The organism is Micromonospora musae (assembly GCF_003626635.1).
Taxonomy (GTDB): domain Bacteria; phylum Actinomycetota; class Actinomycetes; order Mycobacteriales; family Micromonosporaceae; genus Micromonospora; species Micromonospora musae.
On sequence record NZ_RAZT01000003.1, the window covers coordinates 189,908 to 213,073 of the forward strand.

General features: G+C 72.6%; 21 protein-coding genes. 9 read left to right on the plus strand and 12 right to left on the minus strand.

Annotated elements, in window-relative coordinates:
* The first annotated feature begins 85 nt into the window (after nucleotides 1–85).
* The gene (typA, locus tag D7044_RS06715; protein ID WP_120677918.1) at nucleotides 86–1,954 is read left to right on the plus strand and encodes a translational GTPase TypA; all 1,869 of its coding nucleotides are present in this window, start codon (nucleotides 86–88) and stop codon (nucleotides 1,952–1,954) included.
* Nucleotides 1,955–2,186: 232 nt separating this feature from the next.
* Here the strand turns inward: typA and D7044_RS06720 are convergent, their stop codons facing one another.
* Nucleotides 2,187–2,852: a class I SAM-dependent methyltransferase gene (locus tag D7044_RS06720; RefSeq protein ID WP_120677920.1), complete on the minus strand. Its 666-nt coding sequence runs from the start codon at nucleotides 2,850–2,852 to the stop codon at nucleotides 2,187–2,189.
* 71 nt (nucleotides 2,853–2,923) lie between these two features.
* On the opposite strand from D7044_RS06720, the gene D7044_RS06725 reads away from it, so the two are divergent.
* On the plus strand, nucleotides 2,924–3,772 hold the full coding sequence (locus D7044_RS06725; RefSeq protein ID WP_120677922.1) for a serine hydrolase: 849 nt from the start codon (nucleotides 2,924–2,926) through the stop codon (nucleotides 3,770–3,772).
* A 15-nt stretch (nucleotides 3,773–3,787) separates the two neighbouring features.
* On the opposite strand, the gene D7044_RS06730 is transcribed toward D7044_RS06725, so the two are convergent.
* Complete coding sequence (locus D7044_RS06730; protein WP_120688304.1) at nucleotides 3,788–4,336, minus strand: hypothetical protein; 549 nt, start codon at nucleotides 4,334–4,336, stop codon at nucleotides 3,788–3,790.
* 48 nt (nucleotides 4,337–4,384) lie between these two features.
* Between D7044_RS06730 and D7044_RS06735 the strand changes: the two genes are divergently transcribed.
* Complete coding sequence (locus D7044_RS06735) at nucleotides 4,385–4,816, plus strand: MarR family transcriptional regulator (RefSeq protein ID WP_120677926.1); 432 nt, start codon at nucleotides 4,385–4,387, stop codon at nucleotides 4,814–4,816.
* 58 nt (nucleotides 4,817–4,874) lie between these two features.
* On the opposite strand, the gene D7044_RS06740 is transcribed toward D7044_RS06735, so the two are convergent.
* Nucleotides 4,875–5,672 (minus strand): tyrosine-protein phosphatase, encoded by a 798-nt coding sequence (locus D7044_RS06740; protein WP_120688305.1) that lies wholly within the window; start codon nucleotides 5,670–5,672, stop codon nucleotides 4,875–4,877.
* Nucleotides 5,673–5,827: 155 nt separating this feature from the next.
* Here D7044_RS06740 and D7044_RS06745 point away from each other — a divergent pair, with 155 nt between their 5' ends.
* Together D7044_RS06745 and D7044_RS06750 are read left to right on the plus strand one after the other, a co-directional pair.
* Nucleotides 5,828–6,925 carry a mandelate racemase/muconate lactonizing enzyme family protein gene (locus D7044_RS06745; RefSeq protein WP_120688306.1) on the plus strand — a complete coding sequence of 366 codons (1,098 nt, stop codon included), beginning with the start codon at nucleotides 5,828–5,830 and terminating at the stop codon, nucleotides 6,923–6,925.
* A 58-nt stretch (nucleotides 6,926–6,983) separates the two neighbouring features.
* Nucleotides 6,984–7,907: a C40 family peptidase gene (locus D7044_RS06750; protein WP_120688474.1), complete on the plus strand. Its 924-nt coding sequence runs from the start codon at nucleotides 6,984–6,986 to the stop codon at nucleotides 7,905–7,907.
* A 121-nt stretch (nucleotides 7,908–8,028) separates the two neighbouring features.
* On the opposite strand, the gene D7044_RS06755 is transcribed toward D7044_RS06750, so the two are convergent.
* The 3 genes from D7044_RS06755 to pnuC form a co-directional block, all read right to left on the minus strand.
* Nucleotides 8,029–9,027 carry a TerC family protein gene (locus tag D7044_RS06755; RefSeq protein WP_120677932.1) on the minus strand — a complete coding sequence of 333 codons (999 nt, stop codon included), beginning with the start codon at nucleotides 9,025–9,027 and terminating at the stop codon, nucleotides 8,029–8,031.
* A 593-nt stretch (nucleotides 9,028–9,620) separates the two neighbouring features.
* Entirely contained in the window at nucleotides 9,621–10,712 is a 1,092-nt protein-coding gene (locus D7044_RS06760; RefSeq protein WP_233563157.1) for an AAA family ATPase, read from the minus strand.
* Entirely contained in the window at nucleotides 10,709–11,386 is a 678-nt protein-coding gene (gene pnuC, locus D7044_RS06765) for a nicotinamide riboside transporter PnuC (protein ID WP_120677934.1), read from the minus strand. Before pnuC ends, D7044_RS06760 begins: the two co-directional genes overlap by 4 nt.
* A 92-nt stretch (nucleotides 11,387–11,478) precedes the next feature.
* Between pnuC and D7044_RS06770 the strand changes: the two genes are divergently transcribed.
* Nucleotides 11,479–11,772 (plus strand): antibiotic biosynthesis monooxygenase family protein, encoded by a 294-nt coding sequence (locus D7044_RS06770; RefSeq protein WP_120688307.1) that lies wholly within the window; start codon nucleotides 11,479–11,481, stop codon nucleotides 11,770–11,772.
* 149 nt (nucleotides 11,773–11,921) lie between these two features.
* Here the strand turns inward: D7044_RS06770 and D7044_RS06780 are convergent, their stop codons facing one another.
* From D7044_RS06780 to uvrB, 4 genes are all read right to left on the minus strand, one after another.
* Nucleotides 11,922–12,782, minus strand: a complete 861-nt coding sequence (locus D7044_RS06780; RefSeq protein ID WP_120688308.1) for a helix-turn-helix domain-containing protein — start codon at nucleotides 12,780–12,782, stop codon at nucleotides 11,922–11,924.
* Between the two features lie 200 nt (nucleotides 12,783–12,982).
* Nucleotides 12,983–13,351 (minus strand): VOC family protein, encoded by a 369-nt coding sequence (locus D7044_RS06785; protein ID WP_120688309.1) that lies wholly within the window; start codon nucleotides 13,349–13,351, stop codon nucleotides 12,983–12,985.
* A 50-nt stretch (nucleotides 13,352–13,401) separates the two neighbouring features.
* On the minus strand, nucleotides 13,402–14,259 hold the full coding sequence (locus D7044_RS06790; protein WP_120688310.1) for a helix-turn-helix domain-containing protein: 858 nt from the start codon (nucleotides 14,257–14,259) through the stop codon (nucleotides 13,402–13,404).
* 16 nt (nucleotides 14,260–14,275) lie between these two features.
* On the minus strand, nucleotides 14,276–16,384 hold the full coding sequence (gene uvrB, locus D7044_RS06795) for an excinuclease ABC subunit UvrB (protein WP_120688476.1): 2,109 nt from the start codon (nucleotides 16,382–16,384) through the stop codon (nucleotides 14,276–14,278).
* A gap of 297 nt (nucleotides 16,385–16,681) precedes the next feature.
* On the opposite strand from uvrB, the gene D7044_RS06800 reads away from it, so the two are divergent.
* Nucleotides 16,682–18,208 (plus strand): hypothetical protein, encoded by a 1,527-nt coding sequence (locus tag D7044_RS06800; RefSeq protein WP_199716517.1) that lies wholly within the window; start codon nucleotides 16,682–16,684, stop codon nucleotides 18,206–18,208.
* Between the two features lie 103 nt (nucleotides 18,209–18,311).
* Here D7044_RS06800 and coaE read toward each other — a convergent pair whose 3' ends face one another.
* Together coaE and rpsA are read right to left on the minus strand one after the other, a co-directional pair.
* Nucleotides 18,312–19,490: a dephospho-CoA kinase gene (gene coaE, locus D7044_RS06805; RefSeq protein ID WP_120677945.1), complete on the minus strand. Its 1,179-nt coding sequence runs from the start codon at nucleotides 19,488–19,490 to the stop codon at nucleotides 18,312–18,314.
* A 309-nt stretch (nucleotides 19,491–19,799) separates the two neighbouring features.
* Nucleotides 19,800–21,281 (minus strand): 30S ribosomal protein S1, encoded by a 1,482-nt coding sequence (gene rpsA, locus D7044_RS06810; protein ID WP_120677947.1) that lies wholly within the window; start codon nucleotides 21,279–21,281, stop codon nucleotides 19,800–19,802.
* A gap of 381 nt (nucleotides 21,282–21,662) precedes the next feature.
* Between rpsA and D7044_RS06815 the strand changes: the two genes are divergently transcribed.
* Together D7044_RS06815 and D7044_RS06820 are read left to right on the plus strand one after the other, a co-directional pair.
* Nucleotides 21,663–22,466 (plus strand): class I SAM-dependent methyltransferase, encoded by an 804-nt coding sequence (locus D7044_RS06815; protein ID WP_120688311.1) that lies wholly within the window; start codon nucleotides 21,663–21,665, stop codon nucleotides 22,464–22,466.
* A 58-nt stretch (nucleotides 22,467–22,524) separates the two neighbouring features.
* A complete protein-coding gene (locus tag D7044_RS06820; RefSeq protein WP_233564893.1) occupies nucleotides 22,525–23,127 on the plus strand; it encodes a Uma2 family endonuclease in 603 nt (200 codons plus the stop codon).
* The last annotated feature ends 39 nt before the right edge of the window (nucleotides 23,128–23,166 follow it).

The following is a 23,166-nucleotide window of genomic DNA, read 5'->3' on the forward strand; positions in this document are numbered from 1 at the left end:
CAGGACTTCCACCACAGATCCGGGCCATTTCGGGGGATGACCCCGAGGCGGAACCGGCAACCTCGGACAGGAGAGTATGGAGGGTATGCAGCTACGCACCGACCTCCGCAACGTCGCCATCATCGCCCACGTCGACCACGGCAAGACGACCCTGGTCGACGCCATGTTGCGGCAGGCCGGCGCGTTCGGCGCCCGGGCCGAGGTGACCGACCGGGTGATGGACTCCATGGACCTGGAACGGGAGAAGGGCATCACGATCCTGGCCAAGAACACCGGCGTGCGTTACATGCCGGCCGACGGCTCGGACCCGGTGACCATCAACATCATCGACACCCCCGGCCACGCCGACTTCGGTGGTGAGGTCGAGCGCGGCCTCACCATGGTCGACGGGGTCGTCCTGCTGGTCGACGCCAGTGAGGGTCCGCTGCCGCAGACCCGCTTCGTGCTCCGCAAGGCACTCAAGGCCCGCATGCCGATCATCCTGGTGATCAACAAGGTGGACCGGCCGGACGCCCGGATCAAGGAGGTCGTGGACGACACCTACGAGCTCTTCCTCGACCTGGACGCCGACGAGGAGCAGATCGACTTCCCGATCGTCTACGCCTGCGCCCGCGACGGCATCGCCTCGCTGACCCAGCCCGCCGACGGTGCGGTGCCGGACGACAGCACCTCCCTCGAACCGCTCTTCCGCACCCTGCTGGACACGATCCCGGCGCCCGCGTACGAGCAGGACGCGCCGCTTCAGGCGCACGTCACCAACCTGGACGCCTCGCCGTTCCTGGGCCGGCTGGCGCTGTGCCGGGTCCGCCAGGGCACCATCACCAAGGGCCAGACGGTGGCCTGGTGCCGCACCGACGGCAGCACCCAGCGGGTACGCATCTCCGAGCTGCTGATGACCGAGGGGCTGGAGCGCAAGCCGGCCGAGTCGGCGGGCCCGGGCGACATCATCGCCGTCGCCGGCATCCCCGAGATCATGATCGGTGAGACCCTGGCGGACGCGGAGGACCCGATCCCGCTGCCGCTGATCACGGTCGACGAGCCGGCCATCTCGATGACCATCGGCACCAACACCTCGCCGCTGGTCGGCCGGGTCAAGGGCGCCAAGGTCACCGCCCGGATGGTCAAGGACCGGCTCGACAAGGAGCTCATCGGCAACGTCTCGCTGCGGGTGCTGCCGACCGAGCGCCCGGACGCGTGGGAGGTGCAGGGCCGCGGCGAGCTGGCGCTGGCCATCCTCGTCGAGCAGATGCGCCGGGAGTCCTACGAGCTGACCGTCGGCAAGCCGCAGGTGGTCACCCGGGAGATCGACGGGAAGACCTGCGAGCCGGTGGAGCGGCTGACCATCGACGCCCCGGAGGAGTACCTGGGTGCGATCACCCAGCTCCTCGCGACCCGCAAGGGCCGGATGGAGCAGCTGGTCAACCACGGCACCGGCTGGATCCGGATGGAGTGGCTGGTCCCGGCCCGTGGCCTGATCGGCTTCCGTACCGAGTTCCTCACCGACACCCGGGGCACCGGCATCCTGCACCACGTCTTCGAGTCCTACGAGCCGTGGTTCGGCGAGCTGCGGACCCGGCAGAACGGCTCGCTGGTCGCCGACCGGTCCGGCGCGGTCACCTCCTTCGCGATGATCAACCTGCAGGAGCGCGGCCAGCTCTTCGTCGAGCCGACCACCGAGGTGTACGAGGGCATGATCGTCGGAGAGAACTCGCGCTCCGACGACATGGACGTCAACATCACCAAGGAGAAGAAGCTCACCAACATGCGGGCCTCGACCTCTGACGAGACCGAGAAGCTGATCCCGCCGCGCAAGCTCTCGCTGGAGCAGGCCCTGGAGTTCTGCCGCGAGGACGAGTGCGTCGAGGTGACCCCCGCCGCGGTGCGTATCCGCAAGGTGGTGCTGGACCAGCAGCAGCGTGGTCGGGCGGCGGCCCGCCGCAAGCACGCCGGCTGATCCACCCCACGCACCTCGGAGCCCGGCCCGCCCCACCCGGCAGGCCGGGCTCCCCCACATCCCCACCCCTCTCCCCCTCCCTCCCTCCTCGGCCGCGTTGATCATGGAGTTGTTGCTCTCCCACACGGCGTGTCGAGGCGATAACTTCATGATCAACGTGGCTCGGGCGGGGCGGGTCGGCCGGGTGGGTCGGCCGGGCGGGTCGGCCGGGTGGGTCGGCCGGGTGGGTCGGTCAGGGTTTGGTGGCCTGGAGGGCGAGCAGATCGGGGATCGCTGTGGCGCCGGACTCCTGGAACCGGGTCGGCACCAGCCCCGCCTCGGTCACCGCGTTCAGCAGGTCGGCGAGCGGCACGTGCCAGGCGCCGACCCGGGCACGCACCCCGTTCGGGTTCCAGCCGCGACGGGTGCGCGCACGGTCGGCGTAGCCGCCGTCGACCACCGCCCGCGCCGGGTCGGACCGATCGGCGAACGCGCCGACGAAGCACGGGTGCACGCCCACGTGCACGAAGCGTCCGCCGGGAGCCAGCACCCGGGCGGCCTCCGCGATCACCGCCGAGTAGTCGGGCAGATCGGTGTGCCCGAGTACGCAGGTCACCGCCGGCACGCAGCCGTCGGCGACCGGCAGCCGGGTCACGTCGGCCCGTGCCACGGGCAGCCGCCCGTGGGCGTACCGCAGCTGCCCGGCCGACAGGTCCACGCCCATCGGCTGCCAGCCCAGCGCCCGCAGGTGCGCGGCGTGCACCCCGGTGCCGCAGCACAGATCGAGGCACCGGTGACCCGCGGCGGAGCCGAGCAGGTCGGTGAGCTGGACGCGCACCCGGTCCATGTAGTCGGCCGAGGTGTCGGAGGCGAACCGTTCGTACCAGTCGGCGATGTCGTCGTACGCGGCGGTCGGCATTCCCGCACGCTAGCCCCCGGGCCGTCCGGCCGTCGCCCCGTAGAGCGCCATGATCCGCTACGGTCACCGACATGACCTGGGAGCACCTCGACGCGCACCTCGACACGGTGCCCGGCACCGTCTCCGCGTACGTGGGGCGGCCGGACGCCGAACCCGCCTGGACCCGCCGGGCGGACGCCACCCACTACGCGGCCAGCACCATGAAGGCCGCGGTGCTCGCCGCCCTGCACCGCGCCGCCGAGGCGGGCGCCCTCGACCTGGACGCCCCGGTTCCGGTGGTCAACTCGTTCGACTCGGCGCAGCCCGGCGCCCCCCGCTTCACCTGCGCCCAGCACTACGACAACGACGACGCGGTGTGGGCGCGGGTGGGCGGCACCGCGCCGCTGCGCTGGCTCGCGCACCGCATGATCGTCCGCTCCAGCAACCTCGCCACCAACCTGGTGATCGGCCACGTCGGCCTGCCCGCGGTCGCCGAGGTCTGGTCGCTCGCCGGCGCCCGGCACAGCGTCACCGGCCGGGGCATCGAGGACTTCGCCGCCCGCGACAACGGCATCACCAACCTCGTCACCGCCGCGGACCTGGCCGCCCTGCTCGGCGCGCTCGCCACCGGCGCCACCCGTCCCGGCCCCATCGCCTCGCCGGCCGCCTGCGCCGAGATGCTGGACGTGCTCGTCGCCCAGGAGCACCGCGAGGACCTCGCCGCCGGCCTGCCACCGGGCACCCGGATCGCGCACAAGAACGGCTGGGTCCGCGGCGTCCGGCACGGCGCCGGCGTGGTCTTTCCCGACGACGCCGCCCCGTACGCCGTGGTCGTCTGCACCACCCGCGACGCCGAAGGCGACGACGAGGACGACGCCGACGCCTGCGCGCTCATCGCCGACGTCTCCGCCCGGGTCTGGTCGGCTCGCCACGACCTCTGACGGGCCGGCGCGCCGTCAGGCGGGCCGGGCGTCCGCGGGTGTGTCGACGGGCGGGTGGTCGTCGACGGGCGCCACGATCAGCGTCCGGGCGATCCCGACCAGCCACAGGAAGGTGAACGCGATGACGGTCGGGTTCTTGACCGCCACCACGACCGCGGTCACCGTCTCCCGGCTCGCCTCCGGCACGGCGGCGGCGATCACGGCGTTGGGAATGACGTCGAAGACGACGAACGCGGCCGCCAGGACCACCCACTGCAGCCAGAACGCCACCGGCCGGGCGTCGATCCCGGCGGTGAGCCGGGACCAGGCCGCTCGGCGGTCGATTCCGGTCGCCGCCAACTCCCGCAGCATCAGCCCGGCGGTCAGGAGCAGCAGGAGCAGCCGGACGAGCACGACCAGCACCTCGGTGGTGACGGCCACCGGCGTCGCCACGTCGAAGCGTACGACGAGGAACCGCTGCACGGTCGGCACCAGCGACAGCCCGATGACGAGCAGCGGGTGGTGCCCGTAGAAGCGCGCCGCCCAGCCGAGCGCCGCTTTGCTCAGAGCGAGTGCCTGCCTCATACTTCACGAGAATGAACTATCCATCCAGATGAAGCAATAGGGAGTCGGATGCGGGACTACGGCTGGGAGCTGAGCACGGCGATCGTGCTCTTCCACGAGGCGATCGCCCGCCGCCTCGGCCTCAACGCGGCCGAACACAAGGCACTCGGCCTCATCGTGCGCTCCGGCCCCCTCCCGACCGGCACGCTCGCCCCCGAACTCGGCGTGGGGGCCACCGCCGTCACCGCCATCGTCGACCGGCTGGTACGCGCCGGCTACGTCCGGCGCGAGCCCGACCCGACCGACCGACGCCGGGTGCTCCTCGTCGCCGACCAGTCCCGGGCACCCGACCTGAACGGCATCTTCGCCGACCTCGGACGGGAGATGAACACCTTCATGGCCGGCTACGACGAGCACGAGATGGCCGCGATCGTCGACTACCTGGAGAACACCATCCGGGTCCTCAAGGCACAGACCGCCAAGCTCGCCGAGCAGCCGTGACCACCTCCGGCCCGCCGACGGCACTCGACGCACCGGCGACCGGCAGGACGTGGCCGGCTCACTCCAGCAGGTGCGTACGCAGCGCCTCGACCACCTCGTCGGTCAGCCCGAGACCGTCACGCAGGTACGCCTCGAACGAGCCGTGCACCCGGCGCACCTCGTCGTAACCCGCGTCGAGGTACTCCGAGCGCACCTCCAGCACCGGCAACACCGCCTCGACGTCCAGCTCCGGCTGGCGACGCCGCATCGCCTCGACGATCACCGCCCGCAGGCTCTCGGTGAGCGGATTGTTCCGCAGGTACTCGGCGCGGATCGCCTCCTCCTCCACCCCCAGCGCGGTCAACAGGATCACCGTCAGCCAACCGGTGCGGTCCTTCCCCGCCGAGCAGTGGTAGACCAGCGGCAGGTTCTCCACCCGCGCCGCCAGCCGCACCGCCTCGGCGAAGCCCGCCCGCGCCGACACCCCCGTGACGAACCACCGGTAGATCGCCGCCATCGCCGCCGGAGTCCCCTGCCGCGCCAGCTCCGTGTAGGCCGACAGGTCGTGGCCGAGCAGCACCGCCGACACGTACGTGAACACCGGATGCTCCGGGTCGTACACCGGAAGGGTCACCAGCCGCGGCTCACCCACCAACCGGTCCGCCGGGGCGACCACGACCTCCGAGCGGTCCCGCAGATCCACCACGCAGGCCGGCGCGAGCTTGCCGAGCACCCCCAGGTCGTCGTCGGTCAACCGACCGAGCGCCGGGGTACGGACCAGCCGGCCGGCGCGCACCCGCCGACCCCCCGCCCCGATCAGGCCGCCCAGGTCACGCGCGTTCGGCGCGCCCACCAGCTCCCAGTCCCGCCCGCTCATCCCGACGCCTCCGTACCCACCCGACACCCTGCCCGCACGTTCCCCGCTCGACGCCGAGCACCCGCCATGCAGAGGCGGCGTCGCGTCGATGCCCCGCTGCCCGACGCCGTCGCGCACCACGTCGTCGAGCCTGGTCTGCGTATAGGGTGCCGCACATGACGATCGCCGCGGTACGCACCCACCGGCTCACCGCCCCCTTACACACCCCGTTCGTCACCGCACTGCGCCGGACGACCACGGTGGACACCCTGGTCGTCGAGGTGGTCGACACCGACGGCCGCACGGGGTTCGGCGAGGCGCCGCAGGTGTGGCAGGTGACCGGCGCGTCGATCGACGGCTCCGAGGCGTGCGTCCGGCAACTGCTCGGGCCGCTGCTCACCGGCCGCGACCCGGACCAGCTGGTGGCCCGCTGCACCGAGGTGCAGCGCGCGGTGGTCGGCAACGAGGCCGCCAAGATGGCCGTCGACGTCGCGCTGCACGACCTGGCCGCGCGGCGGCTCGGCGTACCCCTGGTGCGAATGCTCGGCGGCACCGCGCTGGTCGTGCCCACCGACGTCACGCTCGCCGCCGGCGAGGCCGCCGACCTGGCCGAGACCGCCGGCAAGCGGCACGCCGAGGGCTTCGACGTGCTCAAGCTCAAGGTCGGCACGGACGCCGCCGGTGACCTGGACCGCGTCCGGGCGGTACGCGCCGCGGTCGGCCCGGACGTGCGGATCCGGCTCGACGCGAACCAGGGCTGGACCCCCCGCGAGGCGGTCCGGGTGATCCGCGGCATCGAGGACGCCGGGCTCGACGTGGAGCTGGTCGAGCAGCCGGTGGTCCGCTGGGACCTCGACGGGCTGGCCTGGGTGAGCGACCGGGTGGACGTGCCGATCCTCGCCGACGAGTCGGTGTTCGGGGTGCGTGACCTGGTCGAGGTGATCCGTCGCCGGGCCGCCGACCTGGTCAACGTCAAACTGGCCAAGTGCGGCGGCCTGCACCCCGCGCGCACCCTGCTCGAACTGGCCACCGCGCACGGCCTCGGCACCGTCGTCGGGTCCATGATGGAGAGCGAGGTGGGCATCGGCGCGGCCGCCAGCCTCGTCGCCGCGTACGGCACCACCGCCGTGCCCGACCTCGACGCCGCCTGGTGGCTGGCCCGATCGCCGGTCCGCGGCGGACTCCGTTACGAGGGGGCGTCGGTCGTGTTGCCGGACGCGCCCGGCCTCGGCATCACCTCGGTGACTGAAGCAAAGGTGCAGGACGCCGGTTGAGCACTGGCGGTTTCTTTCATAAGGTCGCGAGGAACAACACGCACAACTGGGGGTGGACGTGGAGCTGCAACCGGGCCGCGAGGCCGTCGTCGGGGCGGCGGTCGCGACGCTCTGGACCGACCCCGAAGCGGTACGCCCCATCGACCGGCCCGCCCTCGCCACCCGCACCGACATCCCCGCCTGGATCAGCGGGATGGACAGCGACCAGCAGGTCGGCGACTGCGTACTGAGCCAACTGCTGCTCGGCGAACGGGTCCTCGTCACCGAACTCCGACCGGACGGCTGGGCGCACGTCGTCGCCGTCGAACAACCCGCCGCCAAGCTCGACCCGCGCGGCTACCCCGGCTGGCTCCCCGCCGACCAGCTCGTCCCCGCCGAGGAGACCGTCCCCGCCGACGTCGCGCCGCTGGTGCTGGACGCGAGCGTCAGCGCGCTGCGAGCGACCCCCGACGGCCCGGTGGTGCTGCCCGGGCTGATCCTCGGCACCCGGCTCGCCGCGGCCGGGCCGGCGCGCGACGGCTGGCGGCCGGTGCACGCCCCCGGCCACGCCGAGCCGCTCTGGCTGCCCGAGTCGCACCTCGCGGAGCCGTCGGCCACCCCACCGACCGCCGCCGAGGTGCTCGCCGTCGCGCAACGCCTGCTCGACGTCGTCTACGTCTGGGGCGGCGTCACCGCGTACGGCATCGACTGCTCGGGCCTGGTACACCTGGCCTGGCGCCGGTTCGGGGTGCAGCTGCCCCGCGACGCCGACGACCAGGCGGCCGCCACCGTCCCCCTGACGCTCGGCGACGAACGCCCCGGTGACCTCTACTTCTTCGCCCGCCCCGGACGCAAGATCCACCACATCGGCATCGTCACCGCCGAGCCGGGCTCGGCCGGCGACCGGCGCATGCTGCACGCCTGTTACCGGCGGCGGCGGGTGCTGGAGGAGGCGCTGCCGGCCGAGCGGGTCGCCACCCTGGTCGGCGCCCACCGGGTCTGACCGCCCAGGTACGCGAAGCAGGGGTGGCTCGTCGACGAGCCACCCCTCCTTCGCGTACGTGTCACGCCGCCGGCCCGGGCGCGGCGGCCTCGACGTGCCGCCGCGCGCCCGGGCCGTGGGATCAGCTGCGCGCCTCGGCCAGCGCTCGGCGCCGGTCCCGGGCCGACTTGACCAGGCTGGCCGCCGTGGCCGCCAGCAACGTGCCGATGATCACCAGCAGCGAGAGCCAGATCGGGATGTGCGGCGCCCAGCCCACGTGCTCGCCACCGTTGACGAACGGCAGGTTGTTGTCGGCGAGCGCCTCCAGCACCAGCTTGACGCCGATGAAGCCGAGCACCACCGCCAGGCCGTAGCTGAGGTAGATCAGCCGGTCCAGCAGCCCGCCCAGCAGGAAGTAGAGCTGACGCAGGCCCATCAGGGCGAAGACGTTGGCGGTGAAAACCAGGTACGGCTCCTGGGTGATCCCGAAGATCGCCGGGATCGAGTCCAGCGCGAAGATCAGGTCGGTGGTGCCGATGGCGATCATCACGATCAGCAGCGGGGTGAAGAGCCGCTTACCGTTCTCGTGCGTGACGAGCCGGCCACCCTCGTACGAGCGCGACAGCGGCAGCGCCCGGCGACTCCACCGGATCAGCACGTTCTCGGAGAACTCGTCCTCGTCCGGCTCGCCCTGCCGGGCCAGGTTGATCGCCGTGTAGATGAGGAACGCGCCGAAGATGTAGAAGACCCAGGAGAACTGGGAGATCAACGCCGCACCGGCGGCGATGAACCCGCCGCGCATGATCAGCGCCAGCACGATGCCGATGAGCAGCACCTTCTGCTGATACTGCCGGGGCACCGCGAACCGGGCCATGATGATCACGAAGACGAAGAGGTTGTCGACCGAGAGGCTGTACTCGGTCAGCCAGCCCGTGTAGAACTGGCCGGCCGCGCTCCCGCCGGCCGTCAACCAGACACCCGCCCCGAAGAGCAGGGCGAGACCGACGTAGAAGCCGACCCAGAGGCTCGACTCCCGCACGCTCGGTTCGTGCGGCCGCCGCCCGATGATGAGCAGGTCGACCGCGAGGACCGCGATCAGAGCGACGAGCGTGACCGCCCACACCAGCCCGGACACATCCAACGTTCATTCCTCCGGCAGACACGCGGCAACGGGCACACCGTACGCCTGGTGGGGGCGCGGCGTGCCGGCGATGCTCGCTGTGGTGACTGTCGGAGGTCTCTTCCGTCACCGCGGGTGGCGGCGACCGACGGGGCCGGGTCGCGCCACCTGGGTGGTCGACCGTGCTGACGACTCCGCCGCGGGGGAATACTCCCCTCCTCGATCACCATTGTGGCGCACCGGGTCCGCTGATCGCACGTCGGGCGGCGGTGGCGTCAGCCACCCCGACCCGGTGCCGGACTTCGACCTGCTCCCGCCCTGCCGGATGCGACCGGTGATCGACTCGGGTTCCGTGAAGTCGGGGCATCACGCGGCCGGGACACCCCGACATCACGGAAACCGAGCGAATCACCGGCACGCCTGCGGCCATTCGCGTGACCTAACCGCACAGCCGTGGTTGATCCGGACAGACCTGCCGGACCGGATGGCCGGGGCCGATCCGGTCCGGCAGAGGGCGGTCCGCTCGCGCCCGCCGAGACGGGAAGCGCCGGCTGACGGGACGATCGGGCGACGCGAGCGCCGCCACACCGCCTACGGCATCCTAGGAGGCTGGGTCATGCCTGTGGCACCAGCGGATCGGCCAGGCCCCAACCGGCGGAGAGCAGCGCGTCGCAGGCGGCCACCGCCCGCGCCAACCGCTCCTCGTGCGAGCCGGTCAACTCCACCACCGGCACACCGCAGCCGGCCAGCTCGGCCCGGAACCGGTCGGTCATCCAGGCCCGCAGGTGCTCACCGTCGCGCAGGCCGTCGTCGGTGAACGGCACGTCCCGGTGATCGGTGAGCAGATACAGCGCGGGTCGCCGGGCGGCCGCCCGGACCGCCGCCGAGGCCGAGCCCAGGTAACGCTCCTCCCAGACCGCGGTGGCCCGGGCGTCGGTGTCGCAGATCAGCAGCGGGCCGCCGGACCGGGCCGCCGCGTCCTCAGCCGCCTGCTGCGCCCGCACCACCTCCAGGAAGTCGTCCCGGTCCCAGGTGACGTCGAAGACGGTCGCCTCCGGCCGCCGCTCGCGCAGCCGCGCCAGCTTGCGGGCGGTCAACTCCCGGCCGTACTCCGGCACCCAGGCCGTGCCGTAGTGGGCCCCGAGAGCGGCGGCCATGGTGGTGGTGCCGGTCGACTCCGCGCCGACCACCACCACCCGCCGCACGAACCAGGCCCGCACCGGCGGGGCCAGCCACCGCCAGTTCGCCACCGGGTCCGCCCGCACGGCGGTCCCGGACACCGGCAGGTCGCGCCGGCCCGGATCCACGGTCACCGGCACCGCGTCGAAACGCCGCGCCAACTCGACGCCGTACGCCTCGGACGAGAAGACCGCGTCCACCGGACGGTCGCCGACGGCCTCGCGGAAGACCGCGCAGTGCGCCTCCCACGCCGCCGGATCGGCGTAGTCCACCGGATGGTCGTCGTACCGCCCGACGAACCGGACCCAGGGCGTACCGGCGTGCACCTCCCGCAACCAGTCCAGCCGATCGGCGAGCGGGATCGACTCCCGCCGGGACGGCGCGACCACCACGGTGACCGCCGCGCAGCGAGCCGCCGCCGCCCCGATCAGCGCGTGATGGCCCGCGTGCGGCGGATAGAACTTGCCCACCACCATGCCGTGGCGGAACTCCGCCCCCGGCCCGTGAGCGGTCGCCGTGCCGGTCACCGGCCGAGGCGGGCCGCGCCGCCGGTCACCCGCTCGGCGGCGTCCGGCGCCTGCGACGGTGTCGCCGCGTCCCCGCGCAGGTCCGCGCGCCACGCCCGCAGCCCGACCACGCAGAGGGCGAGGAAGACCAGGTAGAGCGCGGAGGTCAGGTAGAGCCCCTTGTAGGCGTACAACGGGATGTAGATCAGATCGGCGGCGATCCAGAGCCACCAGCTCTCCACCCGCTTGCGGGTCTGCCCGTAGGTGGCCAGCAACGACAGGGCCGTGGTCAGCGCGTCGGGCAGCGGCACGGTGGAGTCGGTGGCCCGGTCCAGCAGGAGCCAGAGTCCGCCGGTGAGCAGCAGACCGGCGGCGGCCAGGGCCAGCCACTCCGACCGCCCGGTGCGGCTGACCGCGAGCCGGCTGCGCTGCTCGCCGCCGAAGAGCCAGTGCCACCAGCCGTAGAGGCCGAGTCCTACGTAGACGATCTGGAGCCCGGCGTCCGCGTACAGGCCGGCCGTCCAGAACAGCAGCATGAGCAGCAGCACGTTCGCGAGGCCCACCGGCCAGTTCGCGATGCGCTGGCGGGCCACCAGCCAGACGTTGACCACGCCGGTGGCGAAGCCCAGCAGCTCGGCCCAGGTGGTGGCGGTGCCGGCCACGGAGAACGCCGCGCCGGTGAGCCAGTCGATCATTCGTGTTCCTCCCGTCGGCCACCCTATGGCCGACTCCGCCCTGTGGACAGACCCCGTTCCGGCCGCCGACGGCGGCGTGGCAGGCTGTCGGCATGGTGCTCGAGGTCGCGCTGATCGACGTACTGCCCGGACACGAGGACGCGTTCGCCGCCGCGTACGCCCAGGGGCGTCCGGTGCTGGCCAGCACACCCGGCTGCCGGTCGGTGCGGATGACCCGGGGAATCGAGTCCCCGTCCCGCTTCGTGCTGCTCGTCGAGTGGGACACGGTCGAGGCGCACGACGAGAACTTCCGCGGCACCGAGCGGTTCACCCAGTGGCGGGCGCTGATCGGGCCGCACTTCGCCGGCCCGCCCGTGGTCGAGCACTACACCGACGTCACGGTCTGACGGCGCGACCGGCCCGAGTCGCGCTGTCGTACCCCTGTCCTATGGTGCGGACGCACGCGCGGGTCACCGGTCCCGACGGGCTCGGGGGCGCCGGGCCCGGTGCTCGCGCGTCCTCCTCCGCCCGGTCTCCGAGGGCGAGCGCCCCGCCCTCAGCCGTCGACGCCGCGTGCCAGCACCGCCACCGTCTCCTCCGCCGGAAGCGCGACGCCGAGCAGCGCCTCGGTGATCCGCTCGTACCGGTCGACGTCGGCGACCGTGGCCAGCCGGACGTCGGTGGTCAACGTCTCCAGCATCACGGTGCGCGGGTCGGCCGGGTCGGGGAACGCGTAGCAGGAGTACGGCGTCAGCGGATGCAGGCCGCTCAGCGCCGTCGCCCCCCGGGGCAGCAGCCGCAGGGTGACGTTCGGCAGATCGGCGAGCGTGACCAGATTGCGCAGCTGCTCCCGCCAGACCTCGACCGGGATCTCCTCCGGGTCGCAGGCGGCCTCGGCCAGGAGCGCCGTGTACCGGGGCGGGTCCGCCCGGCGCAGCACCTCCTGCCGGACCGCCCGGGCGCGTACCTCGGCCTCCACGTCGTGCTCCGGATCGAGCGCGACGGCCGGGGCGAGCCGCAGCCGGGCGTACGCCGGGGTCTGCAGCAGCCCCGGCACGACGGCCGGCTGGTACTCGACGATGCGCGCCGCGCCCGCCTCCAGCTCGGCGTAGGTGCGCTGCCGCTCCCCCATCTCGGCCAGCGTCTTCCACCAGCCCCGGCCGGTGGCCGCGTCGCGGGCGATGACGATGAGCTGGTCCCGCAGCGGCCCCGGCACCTCGTAGACGTCGAGCAGGTCGAGCACGTCGGCCAGGTCCGGACGGCTCTGGCCCAGCTCGATGCGGGACAGCTTCGACGTCGAGGCCCACCCCAGCCGGTCACAGACCTGCTCCAGGGTCAGCGCCTCACGGCGACGTAGTTGACGCAGCTCGGCACCGAGCCGCACACGGCGAATGACAGGACTCGTTGGCAGCGGCATTCCCGGCCCTCCCCACCGAGGGAGAGTACGCAGGACGATCACGCAGCGCAATACCTTGCTCGCGGAACGCAACCACCATTGTGCACGTGAGCAGGAGGAGGGAAGGTGCGACGTCCCACCGGACACGCGGCGACAGCGGGCGACGCCGGCCCGTGGGCCGGCGTACCCGCCACGGCGGCCGGCCGGCCCGCCCGTCGTCCTCAGGCGCGGTAGGTGCCGAAGCTCCACATGTTGCCGACGAGATCGCGGGCCGCGTAGTCCCGTGATCCGTAGTCGGTGTCGAACGGTTCCCGGACGATCTCGGCCCCCGCCGCCCGGGCCCGTACGCAGTGCGCGTCGACGTCGTCGATCGCGACGTACACCGCCCAGTCGTCCTCGGCCGGCCGAGGCCGGGAGTCGGCCCGACCACCGATCATGATCATGCCGGTGTCCAGGGTGAGTTCCGCGTGGGCCACGCTGCCGTCCGGCGCCTCGTGCACGGCGTGCACGCCGAAGCCGAAGGCGGCGCAGAGCCAGTCGATGGCGGCGCGGGGGTCGGGGTAGCGGAGAACGGGATACACGGTACGCATGTCGCCGAGTCTGCCGACCGGGCAGTCGCGGGGATTGGACGAATGTGACCTCAACCGGTCGCCGTGGTCGACTGCCCGGCCAGCAGCACCGCCGGCGTGTCACCGGCGAACTCCCGGAAATCACGAATCAGGTGCGACTGGTCGTAGTACCCGTACCGGGCGGCGACGTCGGCACCACCGCCGACCGGCCCGCGCCCGGGGTCCGGCGCGACGGACAGCAGCGGGCCGGCCAGCGCCGCGTACGCCCGCTGGAAACGCAGCAGCCGCGCCGTGATCTTCGGGGGCAGACCGACCTCGTGCCGGAACCGTGCGGCGAGGTGCCGCCGGCTCCACCCCAGCTCGTCGGCGAGCAGCCCGATACCGACCCGACCGCCGCTACCGGTGAGCTGCTGCCAGGCCCAGGCGATCCTCGGGTCGGCCGGCACCGAGGCGGCCAGCCGGGCGGCGAAGGCCGCATCCAGCAGCGCGAACCGCTGCGTCCAGACCGACGTCTCCGCGAGCCGCTGCCGGAGCCGCTCCAGCCAGCCGCCGGGCAGCCGCGTCACGTCCACCGCCCGGTTCGCCAGCTCGACCATGGGCAGGCCGAGGATCCGGCGGGCGGTCAACGGCGCCAGCAGCACCTGGACGCCCTCCCCCACCCCGACCGTCTCGGTGCGGCACCACCTGTCGAACGTGCCGGCCACGAAGGTGTCCACCCCGTACGCGCTGCGCTCCCCGCTGCGCGGGTCGATCACGTCGAGCGGGGCGCCCCAGCCGAGGATGAGCACCACGAAGGCCCCGGCCGCCTCGCGGCGCACCAACGGCAGGTCCGCCCGCTCCCGATAGCCGATGTACCTGTCGACGTACGGGCGCAGCCGGCCCTGGGGCAGCCCGAGGACCACCCCGTCGGCCGGCCCGCCCGTCGTCATCGACCGGAGCCGCCGCTCACTTCACGCCGGCCGCGTCCATGCCGCGTAGCTCCTTCTTGAGGTCGGAGATCTCGTCACGGATCCGGGCGGCCAGCTCGAACTGCAGCTCGCGGGCCGCGCCGAGCATCTGGTCGTTGAGCTCCTGGATGAGCTGGGCCAGGTCCGCCCGGGCCATCCCCTCGCGCGACGGGGTGGCGGCGGTGGCCCGGCCACGACTGCGGGTCTCCTTGACCGGGGCCTTGCCTCGGGACAGCTGGCGTACCGCACCGCCGACGGTGTTGTGCGCGGTGTCCTCCGCCTCGCGGTAGATGTCGTCGAGGATGTCGTGGATCTTCTTCCGCAGCGGCTCGGGGCTGATGCCGTGCGCCTCGTTGTGCGCGATCTGCTTGGCCCGCCGCCGGTTGGTCTCCTCGATCGCGTCCGCCATCGACGGAGTGATCTTGTCGGCGTACATGTGGACCTGGCCGGAGACGTTACGGGCCGCCCGGCCGATGGTCTGGATCAGCGACCGGCCGCTACGCAGGAAGCCCTCCTTGTCGGCGTCGAGGATCGCCACCAGCGACACCTCGGGCAGGTCGAGGCCCTCCCGCAGCAGGTTGATGCCGACCAGCACGTCGTAGTCGCCCTTACGCAGCTCCCGCAGCAGCTCCACCCGGCGCAGCGTGTCGACCTCGGAGTGCAGGTAACGCACCCGGATGCCGTTCTCCAGCAGGTAGTCGGAGAGGTCCTCGGCCATCTTCTTGGTGAGCGTGGTGACCAGCACCCGCTCGTCGCGCTCGGTGCGCAGCTTGATCTCGTGCATCAGGTCGTCGATCTGGCCCTTGGTGGGCTTCACCACGACCTCCGGGTCGATCAGGCCGGTCGGGCGGATCACCTGCTCGACGAACTCGCCCTGCGCCTGCTCCAGCTCCCAGGAGCCGGGAGTCGCGGAGAGGAAGACCATCTGCCCGACCCGCTCCAGGAACTCGTCGAAGCGCAGCGGCCGGTTGTCGGCCGCGCTGGGCAGCCGGAAGCCGTGGTCGATGAGCATCCGCTTGCGGGAGGCGTCGCCCTCGTACATGCCGCCGATCTGCGGGATCGTCACGTGCGACTCGTCGATGACGGTGAGGAAGTCGTCGGGGAAGTAGTCGAGCAGGCAGTGCGGCGGGCTGCCCGGCAGCCGGCCGTCGATGTGCATCGAGTAGTTCTCGATGCCGGAGCAGAAACCGACCTGGCGCATCATCTCGAGGTCGTAGGTGGTGCGCATCCGCAGGCGCTGGGCCTCCAGCAGCTTGCCCTGCCGCTCCAGCTCCGCCAGCCGCTCGGCCAGCTCGGCCTCGATGTCACGGACCGCCCGCTCCATCCGCTCCGGGCCCGCCGCGTAGTGGGTCGCCGGGAAGATCAGCAGGTGGTCGACCTCGCGGACCACGTCGCCGGTGAGCGGGTTGAGGTAGTAGAGCTTCTCCACCTCGTCGCCGAAGAGCTCGATCCGGACGGCCAGCTCCTCGTAGGCCGGGATGATCTCCAGCGTGTCGCCGCGGACCCGGAACGTGCCCCGGTTGAAGGCCATGTCGTTACGGGTGTACTGGATGTCGACCAGGCGGCGCAGCAGCTGGTCACGGTCGACCTCCTGGCCGACGGCCACCCGGACCGCCCGGTCGAGGTACTCCTCCGGCGTGCCCAGGCCGTAGATCGCCGACACGGTGGCGACCACGACCACGTCGCGGCGGGTGAGCAGCGACATCGTCGCCGAGTGCCGCAGCCGCTCGACCTCCTCGTTGATCGAGGAGTCCTTCTCGATGTAGGTGTCGGTCTGCGGGATGTAGGCCTCGGGCTGGTAGTAGTCGTAGTAGGAGACGAAGTATTCGACAGCGTTGTTCGGCAGCAGCTCGCTGAACTCCTTGGCCAGCTGCGCGCAGAGCGTCTTGTTCGGCGCGAGCACCAACGTCGGCCGCTGCAGCCGCTCGACGAGCCAGGCGGTGGTCGCGCTCTTGCCGGTGCCGGTCGCGCCGAGCAGCACCGTGTTGCGGTCACCGCGGCGAACCCGCCGCTCCAGGTCGTCGATGGCCGCCGGCTGGTCACCGGCGGGTTGGAACTCACTGACGACCTCAAAGCGGCCGTCGAGCCGGGGAATGTCGAGCGCCATGACCTCAACGGTACGCCGACGGTCCGACATGTCCGGGCGGCTCGAGACCGGGTGACCACCTTCGATATTCCCATTGTGTGGCACATGCCACCGGACTACGCTCTGCGTGTAGGCCGCTCGCGGCGGCCGACCGGGCCCGGCGGCCCGGCCGACATCCGGCCGGCGGTCGCCCCCGGCACGATGGTCGCAGCACCCGGTCACCCGGCGTGCGCACCCGACGTGGTCGCGCCAGAGGCGCACCGGCCGCCGCGAGCGCCCCGCACGTCACTCCACTCCCCTCCGGCCGTTCAACAACGCGTGGAAACCTCCCCGCGTCCGGATCCCACGGCGACGCCGCCGACCGCCCGCAGCGGCCCGAGCCGGGCCCTGCCCACCGTCGCGGTGCCACCGCCCGGCCCAGCAGGCGCCGGGCCCGACGACACCGGGCTGCTGCCGAAGGTCACCGCCCGCCGTCGTCGTCACCTGCTCGCCATGCTCGGCCTGGTCGCCGTCCTCTCCGCCGTGGGGCTGGTGCTCGGGCTGCTCAGCTGGGCGCCCGAACCACCCGAGCCGGCCCGGGCGCTGACCGTCGGCGAGGCCGAGCGGCTGGCCGCGGTGCGGGTGACCAACTACCGCGACCTGCGCGCCGGGGTGCACGTGACGTTCGGCGCCGAGGAGTCCCGCACCGAGCTGGTGGGCTGGGTCGACTGGTCCCGGCCGCTGCTCTACCTCGACGTCGGCGGTCCCGGGGCCGGCGCCGAACGCGGACTCCTCCAGGCCACCCCCACCGTCCTGGTGATCCGGCCCGACCCGTGGGCCGTGCCCACCGCCGCGACGCCCCCGCTGGTGCCTCCCACCGACCGGTGGCGACTGCACGACCTGCCCGACGGGCACGCCCTGACCCCAGTACTGAAGCTGCTCTTCGACCTCGCCGCCGACCGCACGGACCCGATCCCGACCGCCGACGCCCGCTGGCTGGCCCGCGAGACGCTCACCGCCGGGCCGGCCGACGTCCTGCAGGGCCGCCTGCCGGGGGCCGCGACCGCCCCGGACGACCTGGAGGACCGACCGCGGTACTGGGTGGACGACGACGCCCGGCTGCACCGGATCGCCGTCCGGCTCCCCGGCGCGGGGGCGGTGAACGTGGACCTCAAGCGGATCGACCGGCCTACCCTGCGTCCCGTCGACGCCCTGGGCGGCCGGCCCGGCCTGCCCCGGGCGTTGACCGCCGCCGAACGCACCCGCGTGGAGCGCCTCCCGCAGCGGCTGCGCGCCCAGCAGGGGGCCACCGTGACCCTCTCCGCCTCCGTCGGGCGGGAGACGAACCTACGGGGCGCGGGGTGGCTCAGCTGGGCCGGGAGGACCGGCTACCTGGGGGTGGCCGACCTCGGGGTGCCGCAGCGCCGGACGCTGCTGTGGCGCGGCCCCACCGGCGTCTCCCGGACGCAGGTCCCCGCGACCGACGACCCGGAGAAGCCCGGGAGACCACCCCTGCCGCCGCCGGCGAAGACCGTCTGGAAGTCCGAGCGGGCCGGCGCGGACGAGGTCGCCGTGCTGCTGGACGCGGCGCTCGGCGCCGGTCGTACGGCACCGCGCGGCACGGCCGTACGGCTGCGGGAGGACACCCTGGCCGACCGGGTGGTGGACGTCGTCGAGCTGCGTGGCGGGCGCGCTCCGGTGCGCTACTGGATCGACCGCGACGGCCTGCTCCGCCGGGTCGAGCTGCGTACCGGGGCGGCCACCTGGGCTCAGCTCGACCTTCAGCCCGGCCGGGTGCCGGCGCTGCCCGCGCCGAAGCCCGCCGCCGGGAAGAACGGGCGGCCGGCCCCGGCCTCGTCCCGCTGACTCCCGTGGAGAGCCGGGCGGCGCCACACCCGGATCGCTCCGGCCCGACACCGGACCGGCCGGCCGCCGAGGCGGGGTCCTGGGCGGCCGCCCAGGACGTCGGTCAGGGCCGCCAGCCGGTCTGCGCCGCCCACTCCTCGGCGCGCAGGTACTCCTCGTCGAACCACGGATCGCCGGCCGTCGGGGAGCCGGCGCTCTCCGGGGCGGAGTCCGCCAACTCCTGCTTGAAGAGCAGGTACGCGGAGCGCTGCCCCGGGTCGGCGCGCAGGTGGTCGCGCATCAGCAGCGCATACCGCCAGCCGGGCGAGTCGGCCACGCGAACGTGCAGGCGGACCGGACGGCCCGGATCGGCGCTGCCGTGCAACCGCTTCTCCCACCGGCCGCGGCCGGCCGGGCGGGGGTCGTCCCACCACTCGCCCGACATGCGGGGGAAGCCGGCGTCGGCCAGCCGCTGCGCGATCGTCGCGTCCGCCTCGTCGAGGGTGGCCACGGTGAGCTGGACGTCGATCACGTCCTTCGCCGCGAGCCCGGGCACCGCCGTGGAACCTATGTGGTCGATCCGCAGGTCGGCCGGCGCGAGCGCGTGGCGGATCCGGGCGGCCAGGCGGGCGTACTGCCGCGGCCAGGTCGGGTCGTAGTCGACCAGCTGCGCCTGCTGCGGGGCCACTCGCCGCTCGCGCACGTTGCGTTCGTAGGGCAGCAGCCGGCCGGACCAGAGCGCGTCGACCGCCGCGTGCAGGTCGGTGAGGCTTCCGTCGTTGCTCAGCAGCGCGTCGGCCGCCGCGCGCCGGCGGGCGTCGTCGGCCTGCGCGGCGATCCGCCGCTCGGCCTCCGCGCGATCCATCCCCCGATCGCGGGCCAGCCGCTCCAACCGGATCGGCACGGCCGTCTCCACCACGACCACCAGGTGGTACGTGGGCACGAGTCCGACCTCGACCAGAAGCGGCACGTCGTTGACGACTATCGCGTCGGGTGCCGCCGCGGCGGCCAGCTCGGCGGTGCGGGAGCGCACCCGAGGATGCGTGATCTCCTCCAGCCGACGTCGGGCCGCCTCGTCGGCGAAGACGATCGCGCCGAGCGCGGCCCGGTCGAGGGTGCCGTCGGCGGCGAGCACCCGCGACGAGAAGCTCTCGACGATCTCGGCCAGCCCCGGGGTGTCCGGGGCGACCACCTCCCGGGCTATCCGATCCGCGTCGATGAGCACGGCGCCCCGCTCCGCGAGTCGCCGCGCCACGGCGCTCTTACCCGATCCGATTCCCCCGGTCAGCCCGACCATCAGCACGCGGTCAAGTCAACCTGATCGCGCCCGCCGTACCAAACGAGCCCCCGCCACCGCGGCGGCAGCGGAGCGCGTCGCAGCCGGGCCGGAGGATCCGCTCGGGGCCGTGGAGGTCCGGGTGTCCGGCTGCGGCGGACACCCCGATCTCAGGGATGTCGGGTGGACCGAACCGGCGAGGTGCGGCCCAGCCCCGCCCTCAGGCGAGGGGCGCCGACATGACGAAGGCCCCGCCCCCGGCGATCCGTGGATCACCGGGGACGGGGCCTGTGCTCGTTCGGCGTCAGACGCGCCGAGTCGGAGCAGCCGCAGGCGTCACTTGCCGCCGGCGAGCTTCTCCCGCAGAGCGGCGAGCGCCTCGTCGGTGGCGAGGGTGCCGGCCGGCTCCTCCTGACGGCTCGGGGCCGCGCTGGTGGAGGTGGCACCGGTGACCGCCGGAGCCGGGTTGGCAGCGGCCTCGGCCTCGGCCGCGCGGGAGTTCTGCACCTGCTTCTGGTGCGCCTCCCAGCGCTGACGCGCCTCGGCGTACTGGTTCTCCCAGGTCTCGCGCTGCTTGTCGTACCCCTCGAGCCACTCGCCCGTCTCCGGGTCGAAGCCCTCCGGGTAGATGTAGTTGCCCTCGGCGTCGTACGTCGCCGCCATGCCGTAGAGGGTCGGGTCGAAGTGCTCCTCGCCCTCGACGAAGCCCTCGTTGGCCTGCTTGAGCGAGAGGGAGATCCGGCGACGCTCGAGGTCGATGTCGATGACCTTGACCATGACCTCGGAGCCGACCTGGACGACCTGCTCCGGGATCTCCACGTGACGCTCGGCCAGCTCGGAGATGTGGACCAGACCCTCGATGCCGTCGTCGACACGGACGAACGCACCGAACGGCACCAGCTTGGTGACCTTACCCGGCACGATCTGCTGGATCGCGTGGGTGCGGGCGAACTGACGCCACGGGTCCTCCTGGGTCGCCTTCAGCGACAGCGAGACCCGCTCGCGGTCCAGGTCGACGTCCAGGACCTCGACCTCGACCTCCTGGCCCACCTCGACGACCTCGGACGGGTGGTCGATGTGCTTCCAGGAGAGCTCGGAGACGTGCACCAGACCGTCCACGCCGCCGAGGTCGACGAACGCGCCGAAGTTGACGATCGAGGACACGACGCCCTTGCGGACCTGGCCCTTCTGGAGCTTGTTGAGGAACTCGGTGCGCACCTCGGACTGGGTCTGCTCGAGCCAGGCCCGGCGGGACAGGACCACGTTGTTGCGGTTCTTGTCCAGCTCGATGATCTTGGCCTCGAGCTCGCGGCCGACGTACGGCTGCAGGTCGCGCACGCGCCGCATCTCGACCAGGGAGGCGGGGAGGAAGCCGCGCAGGCCGATGTCGAGGATGAGGCCACCCTTGACCACCTCGATGACCGAACCGCGGACGACGCCGTCCTCGTCCTTGATCTTCTCGATCGTGCCCCAGGCCCGCTCGTACTGCGCCCGCTTCTTCGAGAGGATCAGGCGACCCTCCTTGTCCTCCTTCTGAAGGACAAGGGCCTCGATGTGGTCACCGACCGACACGACCTCGGCCGGGTCCACGTCGTGCTTGATCGACAGCTCCCGAGAGGGGATGACTCCCTCGGTCTTGTAGCCGATGTCGAGCAGGACCTCGTCCCGATCGACCTTGACGACGGTGCCTTCGACAATGTCGCCGTCGTTGAAGTACTTGATGGTCTCGTCGATCGCGGCGAGGAAAGCCTCCTCAGAGCCGAGGTCGTCGACGGTGACCTTGGTGGCGCTCGAGGGAGCCTCGATGCTGCTCGTCATGTGGGCGGTTGCTCCGGTCGGATGGGATGTCACAGCAGGCGTGGTGCGCGGTGACCCGGTCGCGCCAGCGGACCCGTCGCTTGGCACACCGAACGATTGCCAGATGTGATGATGTGGCGCCGTCAGTGGCTTCGTCGACCGCGCACCTGCTCCCTGCCGAGGTGCACGATCCGCGAGCGCATCGTCAAGCCTACCTTGCGCATTACCACAGCGTGCAAGGCCTCCCGCCCTGCTCATCGCGTCATGACCTGCGAAAGCCGAGAAATCGCCCCGAAACAGTCGCCGTTGTCTCGTGGGTCACACCCGTCACACCGACGCGCCGACGGCGGCCACCGCAGGGCCCGCCGGCATCCCGGCGGGGCGAGGCCCTAGCGTGAGCGGATGGACGACGACAGCCGGGTGACCCGACGCCGGGTCGGCGACGCCGAGGCCCGTGTGGCGAGCCGCCGCTGGTGGGACACCGACGCCGACGACTACCAGGCCGAACACGGGGCGTTCCTCGGCGACGTGGACTTCGTCTGGTGCCCGGAGGGGGTGCGCGAGGCCGATGTACACCTCCTCGGCGACCTCGCTGGGCGGCGGATCCTGGAGGTCGGCTGCGGCGCGGCCGCCGCCTCCCGGTGGCTGGCCACCCAGGGCGCCCACCCGGTCGCCATGGACCTCTCCGCGGGCATGCTGCGCCACGCCCGGCAGGCGGCCGGGCGCTCCGGCGTACGTGTGCCGCTGGCGCAGGCCGACGCGCTCGCGCTGCCCTTCGCCGACGCCGCGTTCGACACCGCGTGCACGGCGTTCGGCGCCGTCCCGTTCGTGGCCGACTCGGCCGCGCTGATGCGGGAGGTGTTCCGGGTGCTGCGCCCCGGCGCCCGCTGGGTCTTCTCGGTCACCCACCCGATGCGGTGGATCTTCCTCGACGACCCCGGCGAGGGCGGCCTGCGGGCGGTGCACTCGTACTTCGACCGCCGCCCGTACGTGGAGCAGGACGACTCGGGCGTGGCCACCTACGTCGAGCAGCACCGCACCCTCGGCGACCGGGTCCGGGAGCTGGTCGCCGCGGGATTCCGACTGGTCGACCTGGTGGAGCCCGAGTGGCCGCCGGGGCACGAGGGGATCTGGGGGCAGTGGAGCCCGCTGCGCGGCCGGCTCTTCCCCGGCACCGCCATCTTCGTGACCGAGAAGCCCGGGTGAGCAGGCCGCCGCACTCGGAGTCCGGCCTCCGGAACATCGACGGGGTTACGCTGTGCCGGTGAGCGCCGAGCCGAACGCGACACCACCTGACCCCTGGTGTCCGGATCCGATCCGGCAGCAGCGTGCCGACTACACGCTGGAGGACGTGCTCCACCTGCCGGACGATGCCCCCCGCGTCGAACTCGTCGACGGAGTAATCCAGGTGACCCCCTCCCCCACCCTCGGCCACCAGGACATCTCGCTCCTGCTGGCCCGCTGGCTACTCCAGCACGCGCCCACCGAACTGCGCGTGTCCCAGGCGGTCGGCGTCGCCCTCAGCTCCAACACCAGCCGTCAGCCGGACGTCGTGGTACGCCGTGCCGACCTCCCTCCGGGTCAGTCCCTGCTGCGAGCCGAGGACGTCGTGCTCGCGGTGGAGATCGTCTCCCCGGGTACCCGGCGGATCGACAGGTTCGCCAAACCCGGCGAGTACGCCGCCGCCGGCATCCCCTACTACTGGCGCATCGAGCAGGATCCGGTGCACCTGTACGCGTACCGCCGGGGTGACCGGATCGGCCCGGGCGGCGAGCGGCAGTACGAGCTGGTCGCCGAGAGCGCCGAGCTGATCGAGCTCACCGAGCCGTTCGAGGTCAAACTGTCGATCGCCGAGATCACTCCCTGACCGGCGTCGTTTCCGCCCGCCGACCCCGGGTAACCGGAC